The sequence below is a fragment of the Nitrospirales bacterium genome (genome assembly GCA_031315865.1).
Classification (GTDB): domain Bacteria; phylum Nitrospirota; class Nitrospiria; order Nitrospirales; family UBA8639; genus JAGQKC01.
In genome coordinates, this window is sequence record JALDRJ010000002.1 from 2406909 (window position 1) to 2426693 (window position 19785).

The following is a 19785-nucleotide window of genomic DNA, read 5'->3' on the forward strand; positions in this document are numbered from 1 at the left end:
ACAAGAGCCTTGTCAATTCACCGCTGTGTCAGGTTTTGGATGAGCTCTGTGGCGCATGAGTCAGCACTGACGATGCTGCTTTCTCTACTCGAAGGCAAGCCGGTATCGGTCCACGGACCCGTTACAAAAAGATTCGTCAGAGGACTTTTGGGGAGAGGACGAAATGACGAATTATTCGGGTGGCAGGCTGTAAACGTCTGAAATGTTTTCCGTATGTTCGTGGGCGTGAGTTGGGAGAGGCTTTTCTTGAAGAGTTGAGGAAAAAGAAACGATATCGGTTCAAGATCTTCTTGAGTCGAGGGGGACTGGATGTCTGGCTTACTCAACGTAACCCATGAAACGTGAGTCTTGGCCGTGGAAGGGTCAGAAGATGGTCGTATGGTCATCCAACCGCAGGGATCAGAAAAGAGGAGGAATCTTGGCTTGTCGATGCCGATCGAGAGTTCACACTGAGTCGTCAAGAGAGTTTGATCGTCCAATTGCGACAGGTTCGAAAAGTAGGCAAACTTGGCTTGCAGACGTTCGGGAAGGCAGGCCATGAGTCTACGACGAGGAAGGGCCGAGACATACATGTCTGCCGTGAGGGCCGTACCGTCGCTCAATTTAACGGAAGAGATATGTGGACCGTCACATTGAAAGTACGAGACGATGGAATGGAAAAGCCGATTCATCGGCTGCGTAGCGAAGAAAGACCGCAGCGGTGATAAAAACAGGCTTTCTTCGTCCAGAGCCGGAATGAATGTTCGGTGATGCGTCCGTGCGGATAAAAAACACTGTCGTAGCAACGTGGTGAAGTAGCGGGCCGAGCTTTCCTCACTCTTTGTCCCAAGGAAGAAAACACACAATGAGTTCCAGATAGCCTCGCAGGCCTGCCTGGATTGTTGATGCGTGGTGAGCCACGCCTTGACGCTTTGGCTATCGATATTCTGGGGAACCGTCAACTCTCCTTCCCAATACTGTTCGACTTTCTTGAGCAAAGCCCAACGATCCGAGAATGGCATTCCCTGAAACAGCAACAGTCTGAACAGCGTGTGAAAGGGAGATGGCGCGTAGACGGGATGAAATGACCTGAGCTGGTGAGCAGGCAAGACAAACTCGAATGGCACGGCCTGGGTATCCGTGACCAACGAGGTCAGCTGTAATTCCTTCAAGAGGTTCCAGGTGGCTTGCTGAAACCTGTGGACCACGATTGGCAGGTGGTTGGAAGAATGATGCAGGGCAGCGGTGTGAGTCTGACCCTCGATGGTGTCCATGGATTGTCGATGCGGTGACGAAGAATTAGGGGAGTTGCGGTCGATGAGGGACACGCGAAACCCTTGACGCGAGAGGCGATAGGCTAGGGTGAGGCCGGTCAGGCCAGCCCCCATCACGAGAATGTGTGGTTTCACGCCTGCTGTGCGGTAATCCCCGATAAGGAAGAACGCAGCCAAATCTTGGCCGCGATACCGAGTCTGTTGAGGGAAGGTAAGCTGACCCGCTTTTCAAATACTCGATAGTCTTGTGCTTCAATTTGATCGAGTATGCGACTGTACACTCCACGCATGATTTCAGCAACAATGAGGGAATGACGGTCAGCCTTCGGCAAGTCATGAAGAACCCGTCGAGCGTTGGCGTAGTATTCCCGTGCACGTGCGCATTGAAATTTCATGAACTCGATGAATGCTGGATTGTGCGTCAGGGCGAAAAGATCCTGCTCGGAATAATTGAAACGGACAAAGTCTTCATGCGGAAGATAGATTCGATCATTCTGTGCGTCAGTTGCGAGGTCACGAAGCATATTGGTGAGTTGGAAGGCTAATCCCAGGTTGACGGCATATTCGTCGGCCTTTTCTGAGCATGTGCCGAATACTTTCAAGCAGATGAGTCCGACAACGGAAGCCACCCGATAACAATAGGCATAGAGGTCTTGAAACGTTTCATATCGCTTAATGGTCAGATCCATCTCGACTCCGGAAATCAATTCCTGGAAATATTCCTGAGGTATCTCTACCTGTTGAAGATGGTGCGATAAGCTGACCGTGACCGGAAAGGTGGCCGTACCTGAGTATGCGGCCGCCACTTCTGCTCGCCACTGAGTCACTTGTTCGTCGGGATTGCTGCCGATGGGCGGCTCGTCGACCGCGTTATCGACTTCCCGACAAAAGGCATAGATGGTGTACATAAGTGCTCGCCGGGCAGGCGGTAAAAAGAGAAACGAGTAGTAAAAATTACTCCCACTCTTTCGAGAAACCTCTTGGCAGTATGCTTGTGCGTCTTGAGGGGACATGATGTTGGACACGGTCGCGGGCTTTCTTCAAGCATCATTCGTGTTGCGTACACGACTGATGAGCATGTGTCATTGTGGGAATGTTGAAAAAAACCGCCAGCGGCGTTCTCGTCATTTTCCCGTGCTCACGTCGAGAGCAGATCTCTGTCCGATTCCAATACGCACCGGCATGCCCTGTGCGCTGTAGGACGGTAAACCATCGAAGGGCTCTTGAATTGGCTCGAGCCAGTACGCTCCGCGCGCAAAAATGGCTGCGGCCTTGCTGAACGAAATTTTTTGACCATTCTCTGGTAGGACAGAGCCGTTTCCCAGCGTTTTTGATGTCGGTCTCATATAGAGCGTTTCTGGGCTATGCAAATGAATAATTCAACAGCCCCATTGTGCATGGGACTTGAGAGACGTGCGGCCTTTGGCAGCAGCCTAGAGCGTCCCTATCCTAACAGGCAGACTCTAGGATGGAAAGGGATGGTTTCGTGGAATCTTGGATCTTATTTCTCTGGTAGGACAGAGCCGTTTGTTCTGCTGGGATCTTAGGCAAGGTCGAACAACTTAAGTCTTACTCTGAAGATATTTTTCTGAAACCCATCCACGCTTCCCTGAAGGAGTTCGGATCTCATAGATCCAGTGATCGTCGATCGCTTGTCCATCAAGGATAAGCAAGGAGTCGCCGATTCTGATTCTTGGCCCTGGCTGTCGGCCTGCAGCATCCGCTGTCAGTGTCAAGGAAGCCAGGCTTGGGGACGAGCTAGGAGAGAGTGTGACCGTTTCACCTTCGCCGAATTTTGGCGTTGGGACGCTATGCGTTGATGGAACCTGATGAGATATGCGTGCTTCCGGTTGGGAGGAAGGCGATGCCTCCATTGAATCAGAGGAGCCAGGCAAACCTGTGAACTGTGCAAGGTCTGGTTTCATGGTCCAGTACACCAAGCCGAATGCGATTAACAACAAGAGTATCCACAATAGGGGACGTCGGGTAGGGGGCTTATGTTGATTGAGTTCGTCTTCTTCAAGGCCTTCATCAAACTCCAGATCCTGTTCGGGCTCTTGGGCCAAAAAAATCGGCCACGCAGGATGAGGGTGTTCTACCGAGGCGAGGACGTGAGCGTTTCCGATCATCATAGAGAATGCTCCAATTCAAAAAAGGGTCAGCAAGATGTTGCTTGCGACGATACGCTCTCAATATCGATACGTGAAAGAGATTTTACTAAGGGCAACTACCCAACTAGATTCTTCTTACCACCACTGGGGTACCTTGTCAAACTCAACACATGGTAACCCAGTGTCCGATGAGATTCATTTTTCGGCTCGCGACTCTTCGAGAGTTCAGTGAACGCAGTGAGTGCCCGTGTTCATGAATCGTAGCCTCTTGGGATCGCTTTTGTTCTTGTGGTTGAGAATAGTTGTGGGCGCGTTTTTCATCGCTCGCAATCGACCATCTCTTTTCGATGTGTATTCGAATGTTTGACTGATCGTGTGAATGGTAGAATGCGTGTTGCATCTGATGACGACCTGAGGCAGAATGGTTCTATCGAAAATGTTTCTGTGGAGTAAGAGCAATGAGGGAATGTTTAGAACGAATGGACCTCCATCGCGTAATGAACCGGATAATGGCTGTGTAAGGACATATGAAAGCCTTTCGAGAAGAGTTGTGGTTTCAGACAGAGGAACGACGCGCATACCTGAATATCACCCCGCGCGTTGAACGATCGGTGATGAAGAGCGGGATTATGGAGGGATTGGTCTTGGTCAATGCGATGCACATCACCGCTAGCGTCTACATCAATGATGATGAGCCCGGGTTGATTCAAGACTACGATGAGTTTTTAGAAAAATTGGCGCCACAAGGAGCTCCCTACCGGCATCATGCGACCGGAGAGGATAATGGCGATGCACATATCAAACGACAACTGATGGGAAGAGAGGTCGTCGTGGCCATTACCAATGGAAAGTTAGATTTTGGCCCATGGGAGCAAATTTTTTACGCGGAGTTTGATGGCCGAAGGAAAAAGCGCGTGCTCGTCAAGGTTATAGGGGAATAGCATGTCGAGTTGGTACAGGCCTGACCCGTTAACCAGAGATTTGATCCATTTGATCAATGCTCGGCGCCATGATCATGGAGACTCAGAGCTTGCTATCGAAGTGCTTCAGGCCTTGCTGGACCAGGAGCGCGAACATGATGTCTTGACCGTTCTGGCGGCACTCGACGAAAGTATGGCGGAATGGTTGTTCGACTTGTTGGCTCAGGCGTCCTGTGCCGCGTTAATCGAAGGACAACCTGAGGAGAAAGAAACCTATGCCATCCTGGCCGCGTTGGAACTCCCGTTACAGGCCAATTTGCAAACGCCATTAGGGTTGAAACTCGATCCAATCGAAACGGCCGATCTACTTCGGAAGTATCTGCATCTTTCGATCGGATCGGTGGTCAATGTCGAGCCTCGTTTACTGACAGACACCACACTTGATTTTCTAAGTCTTCAAAAACTTCATGAACATATCACCGGTGTCGCCAGTTCCCAGCGGCGTCAACCAATCGCGGCACGTTTGCATTCGCCGGTTGAGTCTACAGCATTCCTGTTCTTCGAGATTGTCGGCGTGTCCGACACGGATCTTCCCAAGGCACTCGAGGAAGAAGACTGTCAAGGGCTGATTCAAGGCCTGGTGGCTCAATGCCCGGAGGTGGCTTCCGCTCCACATATGCTGGAAGCGCCTTCGTATGCCGCCTATGCGATGTTTGACGCGCAAAATGCCGTCCGTTTGCATCGACTAGCGGATGAAACGGCCGCAGTCTGGCATGACTTAGAAGTTCCGGTTCGCAGCCGGACCATCGTTCATTTGCATACTCAGTGTGGCAATGGTGTCTATATGCCGGTGTGGACGGATTTGTTCGATCCTGATTTACCTGAAGACCATGGCCCCATTTGGACCTCTCCGGATGTCTGGGTCTTTACAGCGGATTTGCCGATCGAATGGCCAGGAGAAATGTTGACCAATCGTCTTTTGGCCGAGGGTTGTGCGCGATTCGAAAATCATATCGTCGAAGCGCCGGACAATTGAAGCTCGCAGATGTGTGAAGTGACGAGTGAAGGGCGGGAGGTTTTTGTCAGGCGTATCCAAGTTCCATTTTTATCATTTTCGTGTTTCCTCTGCGGCCATCCTGTTCTCTGACGCACGAGTTCTGAGCGCTTCCAGAATATCTCCAGGTATATTGAGATTACCTTTCCCGATTCCGACTTCGATCTCCGGTCTTGGTTTTCCATGAAAATCGCTCCCACCCGTGACAAGCAGGTCAAGACGGTTGGCCAACGTCTGGTACTCCGAGATTTGCCGAGAAGTATGGCTACTGTGAAAGACTTCAATACCTTGAAGGCCGTACTTTTTCAATGTCAGGCAAACCGTTTTTAGTTCCTGGATTGAATGCCTGACCCATCCCGGGTGGGCCAGGGAGGGTACGCCACCCGCACTCCGAATCCAATGGATCGCTTCCTGGGCGTCAGGGAGTTGGCGCGGAATATACCCTTTTGCCCCCTCCTTGAGGTATTGTGAAAAGGCTTCTTCGATACTGGATACATAGTGTTTCTTCACCAGAGCCTGAGCCACGTGAGGACGGCCGATGGAGCCGTGCCCTGCGATGGACAGAATATCTTCATGCGAAAGGGGAACGCCAATTTCGTTGAGCTTCTTGACGATCTTGGGTATACGATCCTTTCGACTCTGACGTAACTGCCTCAGCCGATCCTGAAACAGAGGGTTTTGAAGATCGATAAAATAGCCGAGAATGTGTGTCTCTGTCCCCTGGTACGAAGAACTCACTTCAACGCCAGGAATGATTTCTATGTCCAAGTGTGACGCGGCTTCTACTGCCTCACTGATACCATCGGTCGTATCATGATCGGTCAACGATAAAGCCGTTACCTGAAAATGAGAGGCCTTGGAAAGGAGCTGGTGCGGAGAGAAGCTCCCATCCGAGTACGTACTGTGAAGGTGAAGGTCAATGCGGGACATGCGGCGAAATCTTAGGGCTTTTGTGCGACCAGTCGTGCAGTAAACGTCTGCTCCTGAGAATGTGGGTTAATAGACGCGCCTTCTTCGTACTGCAACACCCTGAGGGGGGTCGTCAGCTGTAACAGTTCGTTATGTTGCAGGCAAAATTCTTTGTGACGAGGATGATGGTGAACAATGTGATTGTCGATTAAAAAGGTTTCGTAAATCAAGATTCCTCCAGACTTCAGTGCTTGAAGGATACGCGGAAACAGTGGACGATACAGGTAGAAAAACACGAGAATGCCGTCATATTCGTGATCCCCAAGGTCCGGAGGATTCCCGGGGTCTGCCTCCAAATCAAGGCAGGAAGTCGTCACGTGACCATTCTGGATTTCTGAGCCAGCCTGTTGAACATGCGCCAAGGTTTCCGCATTTCGGTCGATTCCAACGACCGTATAGCCGCGTGATGCCAGAAACAGAGCATGACGTCCAGAGCCGGTGGCAATATCAAGAATTTTCCCTCCTTGAAGTCTACCGAATTGCTGGAGGAAAAATTGACTGACTTCGGGATTTCGGAAAGTGGTCCCTGACCGGTGCGCGTGTGGAGGTCTCGTGTGGGATAGTCGAACTCCGACTGAACCTTTGATGTGATCTAATGGTGGGTCCGTTTTTCTGACCCATGCGTCGAGTTGCGAAATCGGGAATTCCTGAAAGAGTGTTTGACTGATGAGGTCAGCCAATGCTTCGAGCAGACAGAACCGTGAGGTCGTAGCAATTTCGGAGACTCGTGAGACGATTTTCCCATAGTCCACCGTATCCAGCAGTTCATCAGAATGTGCGGCATGCGAATTCGCGCATCGTAGTTCTAGATCAATGACGATGGGTTGAGGCTGACGTCTTTCAACAGACGTGACCCCGCAATGGACGAGGCATTGAATGCCCTCGATTAGAATTGGCATATCCATCGTGCGTGGGGCATTGTCTGTGAGAGGGTGAGGGTTGTCAAGATGGTGTGGCCTGTGTGTGAAAACGTGAACGGACTTGGCCGCTTTCATCTCGATGAGGCGATGAAATGGATTAAACGGTTCGAGTTCTCTGTCGTTCAAAGGTGATGGGAAATCATGAATATCCGAAACGGGATCCGGGGTTTGTTGGCATTGGGAGGTCTTTTCTTCTTGGGGTGGTTGTGGGTGGTGGATGACCGTTCTCCGACGATATTCATCACGGCCGAAGAATTTCGATTGACACCGGATACGACTACGCTGCCGGCATTTCAGGAAACACGTGTGGTGATCAGAAACCAGGGGAAAGAACGCCATCGTATAGATGGAACGCTCCTGAAACGTCATGCCGTCGTGCTGACGGGCGAGTCGACGATAGGAAGGGATACCAATGGGAACTATGTGAACCTTGAGCCAGGGCAATCCGTGATGGTTCAGGTGACCTTACCTCAAGGAATGTACACAGTTCGTTGTCTCATTCAGGGCCATGGGGGAATGGAGGGGGTGGTGCTGGTGACTGAAGAAAAGAAGAGCTGATTTCGACAGGCGCGGTGAAAATGTTGAGGGTATCGGACAACAAGCGTCATACGAAAGCCTTCCTGACATTTATATCATCAGAAAGGCTTTTGCGTGATGACTGATTGCTTATTTCGGCGGGGGAAGATAATCGCCGGGATTCTTGTCCATCGCCTCTTGAGTTTTTGCGTTCCGGTGACATGTGGCCTCTGCCAGCATTTTTTGTCCGGGACTGACGTCGCCGATACTATCCAGGCACTCTTGTAACCTGCCTGCTGGAGATTTTGGTGACGCGTGACTTGCCTCAGAGCTCATCGTTCCTGAACTGCCAGATGAGCTTTCTCCACTTCCCGTTTTATATGGTTGCTGGCACCCGTTCAAGAGAAAAACAAGTCCCAGTGCGGTCAGCAAGACAACTGTTGATCGTTTCATAGCAAGGAATCCTCCTAAAAGTTAACAAAGCGGCGGTATAATAAATGATCCCTAGGAGAAAAAACAAGTTGAATTCATGCAATGAGTGCCCGTGATCAGGGCGAGAGGTTTTCATAACTGGTGCCGGTTTTTCTTGACTAGACTCACGTTTGTTGCTACCTTTTCGACGCGTCTTGAAGCGTGGAAAGACCGTCTGTTATCTATGTGGCAGATACTCTGAGGAAACCATGTCCTCTTGCAGGGACGGTTGGAAAAAGTTGTGACCCTCCAGGATTTAATCCTTTCCCTTCATCAGTTTTGGTCTAAACAGCACTGTATTCTCACCCAGCCCTATGACACGGAAAAAGGCGCGGGAACATTTAATCCGTCGACATTCTTGCGGGCGCTTGGCCCCGAGCCATGGCGCGCTGCGTATGTCGAACCCTGTCGTCGTCCGACCGATGGTCGCTACGGGGACAACCCAAACCGGTTGCAACATTACTTTCAGTACCAAGTCGTCTTAAAGCCTTCTCCTGCCAATGTGCAAGAACTCTACTTGAACAGCCTGGCTCATCTCGGAATCAATCCCCGGCAGCACGATATTCAATTCATTCAAGATGATTGGGAATCTCCGACCTTGGGAGCCTGGGGGTTAGGATGGGAAGTTCGGCTCGATGGGATGGAAATCACGCAGTTCACCTATTTTCAAGAAGTCGGCGGGATTATCGTCGATCCTGTGACGGTCGAACTGACATATGGACTGGAACGTATCGCCATGTATATTCAGGAAGTCGATCATTTCTTCGACCTCTCCTGGTCTGCGGATATGACGTACGGGCAACTCTATCGCGAGGCGGAAATCCAGGGGTCCACCTACAACTTCGAAGTGGCGGATGTGGAGATGATTAGCAGCACGTTTGAGGCGTTCGAATACGAATGTCAACGGTTACTCGAAAAAGAATTAGTGTTTCCGGCTTATGAATATTGTATGAAGACATCGCATCTTTTTAATCTGCTCGATGCACGCGGAGCCATCAGTGTGGCCGAGCGGACTGGGTATATTCGGCGGGTCAGAGTATTGGCGCGGGCTTGTGCGGAAGCGTACCAAAGTCAACGAGCGTCTCTTGGTTTTCCACTCCTTCAAGACCCGGCTCCTGTTCGCTCCAAGGTCAAATCCGGTCGATCTTCTCAACGCTCAGTGACCTGACCATCATGGGGACTTCAACTCGCAAGGTGGACCGGACGTCAACAGGTAGGAAAAAGGCAACACGTACGCCTTCGCCGGCAGGCCGTTCCCGACCGGCGTCAGCACGGAAATCTTCCCGTACACCAAGGACTGCCGCATTCTTACTTGAGCTTGGGACTGAAGAACTGCCGGCATCATTCATTGCTCCTGCCTTACAGCAACTCAAGACACTCATGGAGCAGTTGTTGCGCGAACAACGGCTGAATCATGATTCATTACGAATCATAGGAGCTCCTCGTCGACTTTCTTTATTTGTCGATGGTCTTGCTGAAAAACAGGATTCCTTAAACTCGGAAGTGTTAGGGCCTCCAAAGTCTGTCGCGTATGATGAGCAAGGGAACCCCACTAAGGCGGCCTCAGGCTTCGCGAGCAACCAAGGCGTTCCCGTCGAACAGTTGGAAGTCCGGGAGACGCCGAAAGGGGCCTATGTCTGCGCAGTCAAACATGTGTTCGGTCGTGTCACGACCGAGGTACTCAAGACTCATCTTCCTGACATGATCAGGCAACTGTCGTTCCCGAAATCGATGAGATGGAATGACTCGGGTCTGTCGTTTGCCAGACCGCTCAGGTGGATCGTAGCCCTGTATGGCGATACCGTTCTTCGATTCGAGGTCGGTGGAGTGAAAAGCGGGAATCACACGCAAGGCCATCGATTTCTGGGCGGGACCAAGAGCCGGCGTGTCGCGGTCACTCGTCCTGCCTCGTACGAGTCGCTTCTGAAGCGTGCCGGCGTCATCGTCGATCCCCAGGCACGTCGAACCATGATCGCTTCGCAGGTTGAAGCGTTGGCCAAGTCCGTGAAGGGGAAGGTGTACGCCGAACATCGGGATGAGTTATTGGAGCAGGCGGTGTACACGGTTGAATGTCCTCAGGCGATTCTCGGAAGTTTTGATAAACAATTCCTGTCTTTGCCTCAAGAAGTCCTGATGACCGCGATGAAGGAACACCAAGGCTATTTTTCACTCTTGGATCGACAGAGAAAACTCCTGCCCAAATTCATCACCGTGACCAACATAAAGTTACGAAATATGGATGTGATCCGGCAGGGCAATGAACGTGTGTTGGCGGCGCGGTTAAACGATGCTCAATACTTTTTCCGTGAAGACCGAAAAGTCTCATTAGCTCAACGGGTTCCGCAGTTGAAAGGGATGACCTTCCATCAAAAACTGGGTTCGGTACATCAGAAAATATGTCGGTTACAGGAGCTGGTTCCTTACGTTGCCGATGTGGCGGGCCATCAGGATGTGAAACCTCTGTGCGAACGCGCGGCGTATTTAGCCAAAGCCGATTTAACGACTGGAATGGTCGGGGAGTTTCCCGTTCTTCAAGGAGCGATGGGACGTGAATACGCGATCCACGACCAAGAGCCGACGGATGTGTGCGATGCGCTAGGAGAACTGTACCTTCCTGATACCCCACAGGCCCCGCTTCCTCAAACGCTTGTCGGCATGCTTTTGGCTATAGGCGATCGAATTGATACCTGCACGGCTTTCTTTTTGATCGGCCTGCATCCGTCCGGTTCCGAAGATCCTCTGGCTTTGCGTCGGTTAGCGTATGGGCTGATCCGAATTCTTGTCGAAAAGGGCTTGCGATGTAATCTGGTTCGGCTTCTGGCGCAGGCTGAACACATCATTCAATCTCAAAATATCAGTAATGCGGTACAGGAGGAGTCTATCGTGCCGGGCGTGGTGGAGTTCCTCCTTGAACGCCTCCGGTTTTATGCGAGAACCATCCATGGCATACGAGACGACTTGGTAGATGCGGTTTTGGCGGCCAGGCCGCCGGAAGTCTGCGACTGCACGGATTTACTCTCGCGTATGCTCGCGATTCGTCAGATTGCCGCACAACCGGAATTCGAAGCCCTGATGAGCGGGTACAAACGAGTGCATCGCATCCTTCAAAAGGAGCAATGGAGGGAGTCGCACGTTGATCCGGCGTTGTTCGAACATGACGCGGAATCGCAACTCTTCAGAGTTTTGCTTGACAGTCAAAAAAGTCTGGAAGAGAAATTACAAGAGCAGGATTATTCCGCTGCTCTGGAGCAAGTCCTGCGCTTGAAAACCCCGATCGATGCGTATTTTGAAGGAGTCATGGTGAATGCGGAGAATCCCCAAATCCGTGCGAATCGGTTATCATTACTGGGAAGCGTCAACGAAATGTTTTCTGCTTTGGCCGATTTCTCACGCATTCAACCTTCAATGCCGCCAATGCCGTCATGAGGATGTTCTCATGCATTGATCACTCTGGCAGTCGAGTCATAAAATTCGTGTTATGAAACGATGAGACGATGGGATGCCGGACAGTTCTTACGATACGCGGATGCGCTGGTTCGCCCGAGGCATCACCGTGTTGCTTATCGTGGTGTGCAATGGTCTTTTGGTCTTCGGATGGTGGGTCAGCGGCTTGAATTTAGAGGTCGCGCTATCCAAACCGGAAATTTATGATGTCAAGAGTCATTACTGCGTCAGAGTCAAGTGGATGGAAGTGGGCGGAGTCGATCAGCGGGTCAAGGTCTGCACGGAATGGCTCGACTTGTCCGATCCGACAGGGAACACGCATTCAATTCGTGAGGGTGAGGCCCTGACGGTGGATATGAAGGGCGAATTGCAGTATCAGCATCAACGAGACGAGGATTATCGACTGTTGGCCTTGATCCTGTTCGTGGTGCTCGTGATCGGGACCGGTATGTGGGCCAAACGGGTCATGTTGACCCGGTATGCCAAACATCTCAAAAGTCTTGAAGGCCGTCTCTCATAAGCCGCTGCTCGGCCTGTGAGCTGAACGATTATTTATTGTTTTCTTCTTTAATTATGAGTGTTCCATGCTCTCGATGTTGGTGAGTCAGGGCGCGTGATGAGTTGGCTTGAAGGCCAATGGTCTTATCAACATCGGTTCTGTGGAATGAGACGAGCATTATCCTGAAGGGAGAGCGACGTCATGCGTCACAAAAAGTACGTGTATTTTTATGGCGATGGAAAAGCCGAGGGCAAAGGTACCATGAAAGAGCTCCTCGGAGGAAAAGGGGCGGGGTTGGCCGAGATGACGAACCTCAAGATCTCGGTTCCTCCGGGATTTACGATTACTACCGACGCCTGTGTGGAGTATTTTCATAATAAAAAACGGTACCCACCCGGCATGTGGGATCAAACGCTCCACGGATTGACCCGTGTTGAGAAGTCCATGAAAGCCAAGCTAGGAAGTGTGGATAATCCTTTGCTCGTCTCGGTTCGGTCTGGGGCGCGGGCTTCCATGCCGGGCATGATGGACACGGTGTTAAACCTCGGGCTCAATGATCAAACCGTCCAGGGGCTTGCAAAAAAAACGGGGAACATGCGGTTTGCCGTCGATGCGTATCGTCGGTTCATCACGATGTTTGGCAATGTAGTGATGAATGTTCCGAGAGAACGGTTTGAAGAGTTACTGGTGGAGACCAAGGCTCGGCATCAGGCCACGCATGATACGGATTTGTCCGTGGAAGCGCTCAACGACCTCGTCAATCGCTATACCCAACTCGTTCGTGAGGAAACCGGTCAAGACTTTCCCCAAGATCCTTTTGAACAGTTACGGATGTCGGTAAATGCGGTGTTTGAGTCCTGGTACGGAGACCGCGCTGTGACCTACCGGCGACTCTATGATATTCCCGATGAATGGGGGACCGCCGTGAATGTCGTCGCCATGGTCTTTGGGAACATGGGCGAAACCAGCGGCACGGGCGTTGCCTTTACGAGGAATCCCGCAACCGGAGAACCAGTCTTTTTCGGTGAATGTCTATTGAACGCCCAAGGGGAGGATGTCGTCGCGGGTATTCGAACGCCCCTTCCCGTCTCCGCGCTCGAGGAAAAACTTCCGCAAGCGTACAAGGCGTTAATCGCAACTCAAAAGACCCTCGAAAAACATTATCGGGACATGTTGGACCTGGAATTTACGATTCAGGAAGGGAAGTTGTACATGCTGCAAACTCGCGTGGGCAAACGCACGGGGATTGCAGCCGTGAGGATCGCCGTCGATATGGTTCGAAAAGGGTTGATCGACCGGCGGGAAGCCATCCAGCGCGTCGCTCCTGAACAACTTTCGCAATACTTGTATCCGATCTTCGAAAGCTCAGAGGAAGCCAAACATGAAGTCGTCGGCAAGGGGCTTCCGGCCGGACCGGGAGCGGCTGCGGGGAAAATCGCCCTGACGCCGGATCGAGCGGTGGAAATGAAAAATCTTGGCGAGCGCGCTGTGCTCGTCCGTCAGGAAACGAGTCCAGACGATATTCACGGGATGCACGCGGCCGAAGGGTTTTTGACGGCCAAAGGGGGAATGACTTCTCACGCGGCCGTCGTGGCCAGGCAAATGGGAAAAGTCTGCGTGGCCGGATGTGATGGGGTCGAGGTCTTGAAAAATAACAAAGTGCGGATGGGGGGACTCGTCCTCTCTGAAGGCGATTCCATTTCGCTGAACGGATTCACGGGCCAAGTCTATGCGGGAGATATCCCCGTCGTGGATTCAGAAGTGATTCAGGTGATTCAAGGGAAAATGGAAGCCTCCCAATCTGAGAAATACCAGTATTTTTTCACTCTCCTCAAATGGGCTGATAGTTTTCGGACCCTGCGCGTCCGTTCAAACGCGGATGTGCCGGAACAGGCTCAGATCGCTAGAGGGTTTGGGGCTGAAGGCATCGGACTGTGTCGAACCGAGCATATGTTTTTTGCCGAAGATCGCGTCTCGATCATGCAGCAAATGATCCTGGCTTCATCCCGGGAGGATCGAGAGAAGTATCTTGAGCAGTTACTCCCATTACAAAAACAGGATTTCATCGGTCTGTACCGGGAAATGAAGGGATTTCCCGTGACGATCCGTCTTCTCGATCCGCCACTCCATGAATTTTTGCCGAAACGCGAACAGTTAATGGTTGATTTGGCTCGTCTGGAAGCCACGAATGGGAATCCTTTGGATATCCAGGAAAAACGGCAAATGCTGGCTCGAGTGGAGGAGTTGCATGAATTTAACCCCATGCTTGGATTACGGGGGTGCCGGCTTGGGATCACGATGCCGGAAATCACGCGCATGCAGATCCGGGCAATCTTCGAAGCGGCTTGTGAAGTGGCGAAAGAAGGGAAAAAGATCGTGCCGGAGATTATGATCCCGCTTGTCGGGATGGCCTCGGAAATGAAAGCTCAGAAAGAGCTGATCCGTGAAGTTGCCGACCAGACGATGGCGCAGTATGGGATGAAGTTGACCTATTTAGTCGGCACGATGATTGAGCTGCCGCGGGCGGCCGTGACGGCCGGACAAATCGCGCAAGATGCCGAGTTTTTCTCGTTCGGGACCAACGACCTCACGCAAACGATGTATGGATTTTCTCGTGATGATTCGGCCAAGTTCACCTCGTTCTACATGGATCGTCAAGATCGCTGTCCGGTCTGTCAACGCACGAATGTCGACTGGAAAAAGATGGTCTGCCGAATGTGTAAGGCGACGATCGATCGCAAGGCCGACAATATCCTGGACTTTGATCCCTTTGCGACGCTGGATCAGGAGGGCGTGGGAGCCATGATGGCTTGGGCCATTCGTGCTGGCAGAGAAACACGTCCGAACATTAAACTGGGAATTTGCGGTGAGCATGGGGGCGATCCGAGTTCTGTGGAATTTTGCCATAAGCTGGGACTCAATTATGTCAGTTGCTCGCCTTATCGCGTGCCGATCGCCAGATTGGCGGCGGCGCAAGTGGCCGCCGCGACGCTCGACGTGAAACCGAAAAAGGGGGCAAGCGCTTCACCGAAAAAACCGCGGACGAATCAGAAACGCCAAGTCGCTGCGCAAGCGAAAGTCAAGGCGAAACCAAAAACGCAAGCCAAAGTTAAAACCCCAGCGAAAAAGAAAGTCACGGCACGGGCAGCGTCGTCTCCCGTTCGTTCCAGAAAATCGTCATCTCGCCGGTGAAGGAGCCTTCTCAAGATCTTTCCTGCATGAAGCGAGCCCTTCGCCTGGCTGCGAAGGGGAAGGGCTCCACGAGTCCCAATCCCATGGTCGGTGCTGTTGTGGTTCAACGTCATCGAATCGTGGGGCACGGCTACCACCGCCGGGCCGGCGGCCCCCATGCCGAAGTCATTGCCCTCAAGAAGGCTGGTGTGGGAGCCAGAAATGCGACGCTCTACGTCACGCTTGAGCCCTGCTGCCATACGGCAAAACGAACTCCCCCTTGCGTTCCAGCCATTCAGTCTGCGGGAGTGACGCGCGTCGTCGTGGCCATGCCGGACCCGAATCCCAAGGTTCAGGGAGCAGGCATCCGGCAACTCCGGCAAGCCGGCATTCGTGTCGATGTGGGGTGTTTACGCAAGGCCGCAGAAGAGCTGAATCAAGCCTATGTGCAGTGGATTACGACCGGATATCCGTTCGTCACGCTCAAAGGAGCGATGACGCTGGATGGCAAGATCGCAACCTCCACCGGCGAGTCCAAATGGATAACTGGCGAAGAGTCCCGACGGCAAGTACATCTTCTGCGAAGCCAAGTCGATGCCATCCTGGTGGGGGTGGAGACCGTACTCAAAGATGATCCTTCGCTGAGTAGCCGGGAGGCTGATCGCGACCGACGATCGTCACATGTCCGGCAGCCGGTTCGGGTGGTCTTAGACAGTCACCTGCGTACTCCCCTGAAGGCGAAGGTTTTCCGTTGGCCCCTCGAACAACCGACGATCGTATGTACGTCCTCGCAGGCTTCACTGTCGAAAATCGCCCGTCTTCAAAAGGCAGGCGTGAATGTTCTGATCGTGCCTCAGCGACGAGGCGTTTTATCACTGGCCGCCTGTTTCAAAAAACTGGGACGTATGGGAATCACGAGCCTGTTGATCGAGGGGGGAGGGCGGGTCAACGCGTCTGCCTTGCGAGAGGGGGTCGTGAATGACATGCGGCTGTACATGGCTCCGAAACTGCTGGGCGGGGATGATTCCGTGAATCTTCTGGCGGGACGATCTCCGAAGCGTCTCAGTCACGCCATCTCGATCCAGGATGTCACGTTTCACCGTATCGGTCAGGACTTCTTGATTACCGGACGCTGCCCGGACACTATCTATCAAAATATGTCAAAACGATGATTTCAGGATTTGCCGGTCATTGGATTGTCATGCCTGCCGGTAGTAGACAAAAACGTTGAGCTATGCCATAACCTCATGATGTCTGCCGTGATTTAAGTTTGTCATGTTCACGACCGACTACAGAATGACCAGAACACTCTCTTGCACTCCCAGACAACAGGGTTCGTAAGGCAAAAAGTATGACCGTTCGCACCGCCGTCATCATCCCGTATTTTCAGCGAAAAGAAGGCGTGCTGAAAAAATGTGTGACCTCGGCCATCGAACAAAAAAACGTCGATGAGTATGAAATTATCGTCGTCGATGATGTCTCGCCCGTGACTCCGGAATCGGAATTGAAAGATCTGCTCAAGAGTCACCCTGAAAAAATTCGCATCATCAAACAAGAAAAAAACATGAAGCAAGGGCGCGCTCGAAACCGGGCACTTGATGAGTTGCGGCCGGAAACGGAATACGTGGCCTTTCTCGATTCCGACGATGTGTGGACGGACGATCATTTGGCCAACGCCATGTTCGCGCTCGACAAGGGATATGACTATTATTTTACGGACCACTATCAGTTGAATCAGGACATTTCGGCCTTTGAGCGATCGAAGAAAATTACGATCGAGGACCATCCGCTGGTTGAGGGCACCGACTGGCTGCGGGTGTTCAACGGCGACCTGTTCACCCAGATTATCGTCGGCAACCTCATCGGGCAGTCCACGCTGGTGTACCGCGCGAAGAAATTTCCCACGATACGGTACCCGATCGAATTTACGATTACGGGGGAAGAATATCTGTTCTGGATGGACCTCGCGAAAGCCACGGATAAAGTCGTGTTTTCGACCAAATGCGAATGCCGGTACGGCGAAGGATTAAACGTCTACTCAGCCACGATGTGGGGACATGAGCGGGCCATCGAAAAAATTTATGACGACATGCGGTACCGCAAACAGATCTTCGCCCGGTATGAGCTCAACGAGCTTGAACGCAACGAGCTCAATCAGCGCATTCGCGCCTTACGGGAACAGTTTGTCCGGGAAGTTCTGCATCGACTGACTCACCGCATGCCGATCAAAAAAGACGAATTCATGAAGTTTATCAAAATGGACCCGCAAGCCCTGCTTGCCTTCATTCCCGGCACCTTCTCCGCGGTGGTCTCCATGGTGAAAAATCGGATCGGTGGATAACGTACGCTCTCGGATCACCTGAACGCCCCATTCTCTTCTTACTCTTTTCCGAATCCTAACTCTGATCTTCATAATGAAGAGTTCGAACATTGTATGCTAAGAATCTGAGGCTATGGGTTGTTTGTTTGGCATGATTGGATGCGGCAGTGGGCATTTTCCTGGATATTCGGTAATATGTGAGAATTCTTAAAGAGATCGAAATACCCATAGAAGGTCATTACGATGAACTCACTCACGCATGGCAAGAACACTTCGGCAGTTGAAGTGACGAATATTTCTGTGCACGGCGTCTGGCTCTTGTCTCATGGCAAAGAGTTGTTCATGTCTTATGAAGATTTCCCTTGGTTTCAAGAGCAAGCCGTCAAGGCTATAGTGAATGTTGAAGAAATCTCGAACGGTCATTTCTACTGGCCTGAAATAGATGTTGACTTAACCGAGGAGATTATTGACCATCCAGAGCGTTTTCCGCTTAAGGCGAAAATCTCGCGGCTGAGCTAATCTCGTATCTCACAACGGGCAAGATAGTACGGTTGAGTGAAGACTTTGTGCTGTGAGGGAAGAAGGTATGTTTTTCAAATTTCTTCTCATCCTCCTAGGCCTTCTCTGTGTCATACCTTTCCCTGGAATTGCAGGGAAAGCTGTTGCCACTTCTCAATACGATCAGGAAACTTTTGGTTCGCTCCCCTCTCTTGTGCAGCACTATCTCACGGCTCCGACGAGTGAGTCCGCCGAATTGCTGCTGCCTCAAATCCTGAATCATCCGGACGCGACGATTCCCGCCGTATCGAAGATTATTCAGCAATCACGACGTGACGATCAGCAGCCTGTCGGCTCACACCCTTCGCAAGACATCACGGTCCGTGGCCGTTCGTATTCGTATAGTTTGTATGTCCCGCCTTCCTACGACCCGGCCAAAGCCTACCCGTTGATCGTGTGTCTCCATGGCGCGGGCTTTACGGGAGAAGGCTATTTAGATCGCTGGGTGCCGCGCTTGGAGGATCGATACATTCTGGTCTGCCCGACGATGTCCATGGGCGCGTGGTGGCGACGATCGGCGGAGGAGTTGATTCTGGCGATCATCCAAACGATCCAACGACGTTATCATGTGGATGCGGACCGGATTTTTCTGTCCGGGATGTCGAATGGCGGAATCGGAGCCTGGATTATCGGTATGCATCACGCCGATCTCTTCGCCGGCATTGCTCCGATGGCTGGCGGGATTGACGATGTGCTCTTTCCGTTCCTGGAGAATCTACGGCTCACCTCGGTCTACGTGATTCATGGAGTGCATGATCAGGTTATGCCGGTGAGTCTAAGCCGGTCGCTCGTGGATGATATGGGCAAACGGGGGATCGAGCATGTCTACCGGGAACATACCTTTACCCATCCGCATGCGGGTGGGCATTTTTTCCCGCGGGAAGAACTGCCGGCGCTCGTCTCATGGTTTGACCGGCAGACCCGGCGGCCCATCTCCCGGAACGTATCGGTCATTCGCGATGCGACGCATCTGTCGAGTTTCAGTTGGGTCCAGATCGATGCCACCAGTCAGATCGCTGCGTTTTCGGAAAACCTCATCGATAAGCGCGATGCTTTGATCGCTGAAAAGGTTTACGCCACGCTCACGGCTGACATCCCCTCGCCGAATCACATCGTCGTCACGACTGAGCATGTCCGTCGCTATTCACTGTTTTTACACGACGCATTGGTCGATTTTTCCAGGCCGGTGAAGGTGGAGACGAACGGTCAACTTTCATTTGAAGGGATCGTGACGCCATCTCTGGAGGCGCTTCTTCAAGAGGCGCGACGCCGGCAGGACCCTGCTCGTTTGTTTCCGGTGAAGCTCACGATCGATGTTGAGGGGGGCTGTTGAAAAAAGCCCCAGCGGTGTTCTCGTCATTTTGCCGTACTCACGTCGAGAGCGCATCCCTGACAGACTTCAGTACGCAAGGGTACACTCTTTGCGAAGTACGACGATAACTCCTTGGTGAATCCTTGAATCGGCTCGAGCCAGTACGCTCCGCGCGTCAAAATGCCTGCGGCCTTGCTGAACGGACTTTTTTGAACCGCCCCGAATCTGCTGGGGTATAATGTCGTTCTGAGGAAATATTGTCGTTGA

At 52.0% G+C, this 19785-nt stretch carries 18 protein-coding genes; 11 read left to right on the forward strand and 7 right to left on the reverse strand.

Going from position 1 to position 19785, the window contains the following annotated elements:
* Positions 1 to 17: 17 nt before the first annotated feature.
* From MRJ96_10975 to MRJ96_10990, 4 genes are all read right to left on the reverse strand, one after another.
* Positions 18 to 1388: an FAD-dependent oxidoreductase gene (locus MRJ96_10975; GenBank protein MDR4501962.1), complete on the reverse strand. Its 1371-nt coding sequence runs from the start codon at positions 1386 to 1388 to the stop codon at positions 18 to 20.
* On the reverse strand, positions 1385 to 2266 hold the full coding sequence (hpnD, locus tag MRJ96_10980; protein ID MDR4501963.1) for a presqualene diphosphate synthase HpnD: 882 nt from the start codon (positions 2264 to 2266) through the stop codon (positions 1385 to 1387). Before hpnD ends, MRJ96_10975 begins: the two co-directional genes overlap by 4 nt.
* A 111-nt stretch (positions 2267 to 2377) precedes the next feature.
* Positions 2378 to 2599: a hypothetical protein gene (locus tag MRJ96_10985; protein ID MDR4501964.1), complete on the reverse strand. Its 222-nt coding sequence runs from the start codon at positions 2597 to 2599 to the stop codon at positions 2378 to 2380.
* A 216-nt stretch (positions 2600 to 2815) separates the two neighbouring features.
* A complete protein-coding gene (locus MRJ96_10990; protein ID MDR4501965.1) occupies positions 2816 to 3385 on the reverse strand; it encodes an SH3 domain-containing protein in 570 nt (189 codons plus the stop codon).
* 506 nt (positions 3386 to 3891) lie between these two features.
* On the opposite strand from MRJ96_10990, the gene MRJ96_10995 reads away from it, so the two are divergent.
* Positions 3892 to 4305, forward strand: a complete 414-nt coding sequence (locus MRJ96_10995) for a secondary thiamine-phosphate synthase enzyme YjbQ (protein ID MDR4501966.1) — start codon at positions 3892 to 3894, stop codon at positions 4303 to 4305.
* Between the two features lies 1 nt (position 4306).
* The gene (locus MRJ96_11000) at positions 4307 to 5320 is read left to right on the forward strand and encodes a hypothetical protein (protein ID MDR4501967.1); all 1014 of its coding nucleotides are present in this window, start codon (positions 4307 to 4309) and stop codon (positions 5318 to 5320) included.
* A 72-nt stretch (positions 5321 to 5392) separates the two neighbouring features.
* Here the strand turns inward: MRJ96_11000 and MRJ96_11005 are convergent, their stop codons facing one another.
* Both MRJ96_11005 and folB read right to left on the reverse strand, forming a co-directional pair.
* Positions 5393 to 6268 (reverse strand): PHP domain-containing protein, encoded by an 876-nt coding sequence (locus MRJ96_11005; protein MDR4501968.1) that lies wholly within the window; start codon positions 6266 to 6268, stop codon positions 5393 to 5395.
* 11 nt (positions 6269 to 6279) lie between these two features.
* Complete coding sequence (gene folB, locus MRJ96_11010; GenBank protein MDR4501969.1) at positions 6280 to 7206, reverse strand: dihydroneopterin aldolase; 927 nt, start codon at positions 7204 to 7206, stop codon at positions 6280 to 6282.
* Positions 7207 to 7368: 162 nt separating this feature from the next.
* Between folB and MRJ96_11015 the strand changes: the two genes are divergently transcribed.
* Positions 7369 to 7785, forward strand: coding sequence for a hypothetical protein (locus MRJ96_11015; GenBank protein MDR4501970.1), 417 nt, complete (start codon positions 7369 to 7371; stop codon positions 7783 to 7785).
* 108 nt (positions 7786 to 7893) lie between these two features.
* Here MRJ96_11015 and MRJ96_11020 read toward each other — a convergent pair whose 3' ends face one another.
* On the reverse strand, positions 7894 to 8196 hold the full coding sequence (locus tag MRJ96_11020) for a hypothetical protein (protein MDR4501971.1): 303 nt from the start codon (positions 8194 to 8196) through the stop codon (positions 7894 to 7896).
* A gap of 235 nt (positions 8197 to 8431) precedes the next feature.
* Here MRJ96_11020 and MRJ96_11025 point away from each other — a divergent pair, with 235 nt between their 5' ends.
* From MRJ96_11025 to MRJ96_11060, 8 genes are all read left to right on the forward strand, one after another.
* Entirely contained in the window at positions 8432 to 9382 is a 951-nt protein-coding gene (locus tag MRJ96_11025; protein ID MDR4501972.1) for a glycine--tRNA ligase subunit alpha, read from the forward strand.
* Between the two features lie 5 nt (positions 9383 to 9387).
* A complete protein-coding gene (glyS, locus tag MRJ96_11030; protein MDR4501973.1) occupies positions 9388 to 11640 on the forward strand; it encodes a glycine--tRNA ligase subunit beta in 2253 nt (750 codons plus the stop codon).
* A gap of 73 nt (positions 11641 to 11713) precedes the next feature.
* Positions 11714 to 12178 carry a hypothetical protein gene (locus tag MRJ96_11035; protein ID MDR4501974.1) on the forward strand — a complete coding sequence of 155 codons (465 nt, stop codon included), beginning with the start codon at positions 11714 to 11716 and terminating at the stop codon, positions 12176 to 12178.
* Positions 12179 to 12358: 180 nt separating this feature from the next.
* Positions 12359 to 15349 (forward strand): pyruvate, phosphate dikinase, encoded by a 2991-nt coding sequence (ppdK, locus tag MRJ96_11040; GenBank protein MDR4501975.1) that lies wholly within the window; start codon positions 12359 to 12361, stop codon positions 15347 to 15349.
* Positions 15350 to 15375: 26 nt separating this feature from the next.
* Entirely contained in the window at positions 15376 to 16500 is a 1125-nt protein-coding gene (gene ribD / locus MRJ96_11045) for a bifunctional diaminohydroxyphosphoribosylaminopyrimidine deaminase/5-amino-6-(5-phosphoribosylamino)uracil reductase RibD (protein MDR4501976.1), read from the forward strand.
* A gap of 179 nt (positions 16501 to 16679) precedes the next feature.
* Complete coding sequence (locus MRJ96_11050) at positions 16680 to 17669, forward strand: glycosyltransferase (protein MDR4501977.1); 990 nt, start codon at positions 16680 to 16682, stop codon at positions 17667 to 17669.
* A 222-nt stretch (positions 17670 to 17891) separates the two neighbouring features.
* On the forward strand, positions 17892 to 18167 hold the full coding sequence (locus MRJ96_11055) for a DUF2442 domain-containing protein (GenBank protein ID MDR4501978.1): 276 nt from the start codon (positions 17892 to 17894) through the stop codon (positions 18165 to 18167).
* Positions 18168 to 18234: 67 nt separating this feature from the next.
* Positions 18235 to 19539, forward strand: coding sequence for an alpha/beta hydrolase-fold protein (locus MRJ96_11060; GenBank protein ID MDR4501979.1), 1305 nt, complete (start codon positions 18235 to 18237; stop codon positions 19537 to 19539).
* Positions 19540 to 19785: the final 246 nt, after the last annotated feature.

What these genes read in the sequence shown, in the direction of transcription:
- MRJ96_10995 (MDR4501966.1), top strand. Translation starts at nt 3,892, where the DNA reads ATGAAAGCCTTTCGAGAAGAGTTGTGGTTTCAGACAGAGGAACGACGC.
- MRJ96_11060 (MDR4501979.1), top strand. Translation starts at nt 18,235, where the DNA reads ATGTTTTTCAAATTTCTTCTCATCCTCCTAGGCCTTCTCTGTGTCATA.
- MRJ96_11050 (MDR4501977.1), top strand. Translation starts at nt 16,680, where the DNA reads ATGACCGTTCGCACCGCCGTCATCATCCCGTATTTTCAGCGAAAAGAA.
- folB (MDR4501969.1), bottom strand. Translation starts at nt 7,206, where the DNA reads ATGCCAATTCTAATCGAGGGCATTCAATGCCTCGTCCATTGCGGGGTC.
- MRJ96_11005 (MDR4501968.1), bottom strand. Translation starts at nt 6,268, where the DNA reads ATGTCCCGCATTGACCTTCACCTTCACAGTACGTACTCGGATGGGAGC.
- MRJ96_10985 (MDR4501964.1), bottom strand. Translation starts at nt 2,599, where the DNA reads ATGAGACCGACATCAAAAACGCTGGGAAACGGCTCTGTCCTACCAGAG.
- ribD (MDR4501976.1), top strand. Translation starts at nt 15,376, where the DNA reads ATGAAGCGAGCCCTTCGCCTGGCTGCGAAGGGGAAGGGCTCCACGAGT.
- MRJ96_10990 (MDR4501965.1), bottom strand. Translation starts at nt 3,385, where the DNA reads ATGATGATCGGAAACGCTCACGTCCTCGCCTCGGTAGAACACCCTCAT.
- ppdK (MDR4501975.1), top strand. Translation starts at nt 12,359, where the DNA reads ATGCGTCACAAAAAGTACGTGTATTTTTATGGCGATGGAAAAGCCGAG.
- MRJ96_11020 (MDR4501971.1), bottom strand. Translation starts at nt 8,196, where the DNA reads ATGAAACGATCAACAGTTGTCTTGCTGACCGCACTGGGACTTGTTTTT.
- MRJ96_11000 (MDR4501967.1), top strand. Translation starts at nt 4,307, where the DNA reads ATGTCGAGTTGGTACAGGCCTGACCCGTTAACCAGAGATTTGATCCAT.
- MRJ96_11055 (MDR4501978.1), top strand. Translation starts at nt 17,892, where the DNA reads ATGAACTCACTCACGCATGGCAAGAACACTTCGGCAGTTGAAGTGACG.
- hpnD (MDR4501963.1), bottom strand. Translation starts at nt 2,266, where the DNA reads ATGTCCCCTCAAGACGCACAAGCATACTGCCAAGAGGTTTCTCGAAAG.
- glyS (MDR4501973.1), top strand. Translation starts at nt 9,388, where the DNA reads ATGGGGACTTCAACTCGCAAGGTGGACCGGACGTCAACAGGTAGGAAA.
- MRJ96_11035 (MDR4501974.1), top strand. Translation starts at nt 11,714, where the DNA reads ATGCCGGACAGTTCTTACGATACGCGGATGCGCTGGTTCGCCCGAGGC.
- MRJ96_11015 (MDR4501970.1), top strand. Translation starts at nt 7,369, where the DNA reads ATGAATATCCGAAACGGGATCCGGGGTTTGTTGGCATTGGGAGGTCTT.